The sequence below is a fragment of the Flectobacillus roseus genome, assembly GCF_030056595.1.
In the GTDB taxonomy this organism is placed as follows: domain Bacteria; phylum Bacteroidota; class Bacteroidia; order Cytophagales; family Spirosomataceae; genus Flectobacillus; species Flectobacillus roseus.
Genome location: NZ_JASHIF010000013.1, coordinates 1 through 4078 on the forward strand (window position 1 = coordinate 1; position 4078 = coordinate 4078).

5 protein-coding genes are annotated in these 4078 nt (G+C 37.5%); 4 read left to right on the forward strand and 1 reads right to left on the reverse strand.

The genetic code is table 11. The features are described 5' to 3' along the window. Positions 1-120 precede the first annotated feature (120 nt). From QM524_RS16390 to gpmI, 4 genes are all read left to right on the forward strand, one after another. Positions 121-429, forward strand: a complete 309-nt coding sequence (locus QM524_RS16390) for an FtsB family cell division protein (RefSeq protein ID WP_095160722.1) — start codon at positions 121-123, stop codon at positions 427-429. A gap of 66 nt (positions 430-495) precedes the next feature. Continuing rightward, positions 496-1029: a low molecular weight protein-tyrosine-phosphatase gene (locus tag QM524_RS16395; protein WP_283345404.1), complete on the forward strand. Its 534-nt coding sequence runs from the start codon at positions 496-498 to the stop codon at positions 1027-1029. Between the two features lie 56 nt (positions 1030-1085). Beyond that, positions 1086-1703 (forward strand): DUF1684 domain-containing protein, encoded by a 618-nt coding sequence (locus QM524_RS16400; protein WP_283345405.1) that lies wholly within the window; start codon positions 1086-1088, stop codon positions 1701-1703. 149 nt (positions 1704-1852) lie between these two features. Beyond that, the gene (gene gpmI, locus QM524_RS16405) at positions 1853-3376 is read left to right on the forward strand and encodes a 2,3-bisphosphoglycerate-independent phosphoglycerate mutase (RefSeq protein ID WP_283345406.1); all 1524 of its coding nucleotides are present in this window, start codon (positions 1853-1855) and stop codon (positions 3374-3376) included. Between the two features lie 59 nt (positions 3377-3435). Here gpmI and QM524_RS16410 read toward each other — a convergent pair. Then, positions 3436-4078: transposase (locus QM524_RS16410; RefSeq protein ID WP_283345407.1), on the reverse strand; the 643-nt coding region annotated here is incomplete at its 5' end.

Genomic DNA, 4078 nt, shown 5'->3' on the forward strand with positions numbered 1-4078 from the left:
GGATAATCCACGTTTCGATTGTATTTTTACTCAGTATTCCCATTATGTGATGTTTTATGATTTAGCAACACAAAATTCTCACTTATTTGGGAATACTTTTCAAAAGTTTAAACAGCTTCTATGATACGTTTGTTGTTCACAAAATACCGATTTTACACATTAAGCTTTCTCGCATTGACAGGGTGGATGCTAGCTTTTGACGATAATGATATTTGGACTCAATTCAAAAGACGAGGAGAGTTAGGTCGTTTGGAGGATGAAAAAGTCTATTATCAAGAAAAACTCAAGGATGTTCAACGTGAGCGAGAAGAGGTATTAGGTAATCCAAAATTGATAGAGAAATACGCGAGAGAAAAATATTTGATGAAAAAACCCAAAGAAGAAATATACATCTTAGTAGACGATGAGAATCAACCTGTTGAGAAGTAATAGTTTTTGGGAAAGATACCTAGCAAAATCACAAAACCCCAATATCATTACCCTTTTTTGAATTATATGATTAAAGTCCTGTTTGTTTGTACTGGAAATATTTGTCGTTCGCCGATTGCGGAGGAAACATTCAGACATGCCGTAAAAAAACGAAATTTACAAAGAGTTATCCAATGCGATTCGGCGGCTACGCATAGCTATCACATTGGCGAATTGCCCGATCATCGTACTCGTAAAAATGCTAGTAGCCATGGAATCGAATTACTTCACCGTTGTCGTAAACTGACAGGAGAAGACTTTTCTGTGTTTGATTATATCGTTGGTATGGATGACTACAACATGGACAACATCCAGTCTATCTCATACCGAGCTACAGGGATGCATCAACCTGACGATATTTGTTTTATGTACCGTCGTTTCGATCCAGAGGTTGCTATTCCGAACAGAGATTTCCCTATAGATTCTTCCGAATACAAAATTCCTGAGGTTCCTGATCCTTATTATGGACAAAATGAAGATTTTGAAAATGTCTATCAAATTGTGAGCCGTTGTGCAGAAGAGTTTTTAGACTTTTTGGTTAGAACGCATGGATTACAATAAGTTATTTGGATATAGAAAATTGAGACGTTTCATGTGATGTCTAAAAACCGAAATTTATGGTAAAGCAATTCTGTCTTTTATTCGTAGGTTTATGCCTTGCCACTCATACTCATGCACAAGCATGGAAAGATTCGGTGGAGGTTTTTCGTGAAAAGTATAAAAAAGCGTTTCTGGAAGAAGCCAATAGTCCTCTCAAAGCAGATGATTTACAGTATCTCCAATTTTTCGAACCCGACTCTTCTTATCAAGTAGTGGGAAATTTTTCCAAAATAAGTGATGGTACTATCTTCAAGTTTCCTACTTCTAATGGAAAAATTAAGGAATATGTTAAATATGGAGAAGTAAGCTTTGAGATTCATGGCAAAGCTTTAAAGCTGAATATCTACCGTAGTTTGGCGCTAATGCAAATACCCAAATATCGAGATTATTTGTTTATTCCGATGAAAGACCAAACATCTGGAAAGGAAACCTATGGTGCAGGAAGATATTTAGACGCCAGCATAAAGGATATTAAGGAAGGAAAAATAGCATTGGATTTTAATAAACTTTACAATCCCTATTGTGCTTTTAGTGAAGGATATAGCTGTCCGATTCCACCCAAAGAAAATCATCTCCCTGTGAGAATAGAAGTAGGTGAAAAATTGTTTTTAAAAGAAAAGAGTAATAATCACTAATTCTAGTGAGCAATGATAGGGTAGTATAGGGTAAGTCAAAGACTATTTTCCCTAAAAAGGATTAACTTGCATAAAAATCCCTTTTGAAGGTCGTTTTTCATAAAGAGCGACTTGAATAAATAATAATAACCAATTAACCAAAAAATTACGTGAACAAGAAGGTCGTATTAATGATTTTGGATGGCTGGGGTATCGGTACTAAGCCAGAAGTATCGGCGATTGAAGCCGCTAAAACACCATTCATGGATTCTTTATATACAAAGTATCCACACTCAAAATTGGAAGCTTCAGGTTTGGCTGTTGGTTTGCCAGCAGGTCAGATGGGTAACTCAGAGGTAGGTCACATGAACTTGGGTGCAGGCCGTGTAGTTTACCAAAACTTAGTAAGAATTAACAAAGCAGTTGACGAAGGTACATTGGCTCAAGAGCCAGTTTTGGCAGAGGCTTTTGAATATGCAAAATCAAATGGTAAGAAAGTACACTTAATCGGTTTGGTATCAAACGGTGGTGTTCACTCTCATATCAATCACCTAAAGGCACTTTGTACTGCGGCTAATACTGCAGGAGTTGCAGAGACTTATATTCATGCTTTCACAGATGGTCGTGATACTGATCCTAAATCAGGTATTGCTTTCTTGACCGAATTGCAAGCGCATATTGCTACTACAGGTACAAAAATCGCTTCGGTAACAGGACGTTATTATGCAATGGATCGCGACAACCGTTGGGAGCGTGTGAAATTGGCGTATGATGCCATGGTAAAAGCTACAGGTGAAAAAGTAGCAGCTTCCGGTTTAATTGATGCCATTGCCACTTCGTATGAGGCTGGTGTAACAGATGAGTTCATCAAGCCAATTATCATAGAAGAAAATGGCGCTCCAGTGGCAACTATTGCTGAAGGAGACGTGGTGCTTTGCTTCAATTTCCGTACTGACCGTGGTCGTGAAATTACCCAAGCCTTAACTCAGCGTGATTTCCCTGAGCAAGATATGCAAAAACTATCTTTGTACTACTTGACAATGACCGAATACGATAAGTCATTTGAAGGTGTAAAAGTAGTATTTGACGATAGCAATATTCCAATGACTTTGGGTGAAGTATTGCAAAATGCAGGCAAAAAACAAATCCGTATGGCGGAGACAGAAAAGTATCCACACGTTACTTTCTTCTTCTCTGGCGGTCGTGAAGAGCCATTCGTAGGACAAACTAATATTTTACGTTCTTCTCCAAAAGTAGCAACGTATGATTTGGCTCCAGAGATGTCTGCCCCTGAATTACGTGACGCTTTGATTCCTGAATTGGAAAAAGAAGAGGTAGACTTCGTATGTTTGAACTTTGCAAACCCAGACATGGTAGGACATACTGGTGTTTTCTCTGCTGTAGTGAAAGCCGTAGAAACAGTAGACCAATGTGCTCAAGCAGTGGTAGAGGCTGGTTTGAAACACGGATATTCTTTTATCATCATTGCCGATCACGGTAATGCGGACTTTATGATTAACGAAGATGGTTCGCCAAACACAGCGCACTCAACGAACTTAGTGCCATGTATTTTGGTAGATAACGAATACAGCAATCCAATCAAAGATGGTAAGTTGGGCGATATTGCTCCAACCATTTTGGAGTTGATTGGCGTAGCTCAACCAAAAGAAATGACAGGAGTAAGCTTGTTGTAATTTTTTGGGAAAAGCTTCGTAAATAGCCAATGTAGACTTTGTTTACGTTGGCTATTTTTTTATATCTCTTGAATCGTTTTGTAGCAATCCTCGTCCCAACGTACTGGATTGGTAGCGATGTAATCAGATATTTTTATAAATGAATCTTTATTTTTGGTAATATGCTCATGGAATCGTTCCTGCCAAGCAAATTCAGCATGAATTTTTCTTGCATGAGCTGTCACCGTTGATTTAAATCCTCTTACAATAGCAGCTAGATTTTTTGACTGTGGTCCAAATACATTGTTGTTTGTTTTCTCAGATTTCTTAGAAATATAGGAAGGAATGTTATATTCATTTTCTCCGATGATGATGATAGCATGAAAATGGTTTGGCATAACAATAAATTCTCCTTGGCCAAGATTCATGTCTGGACGTAACCTAAAAGTATTGATCCACTCTTTTTCCACAATTGTTCCGATATCAGACAAAATCATATTTCCATTTTGTATTTCACCGAAATAGTGTTCTCGGTTCTTCGTACAAATGGTAATAAAATATGGGGCAAATGATGCATAATCCCACCAAGAAGCTCTCACAGATTGGATTCTATATTTATTTTTAAATTTATCCATGGTGATTATAAGTGTAGTACATGAATATTGATAGATGTAAAAATCATCTAAATATAAAAAAAAACTGTAGAGACGCAATGTTTGCGTC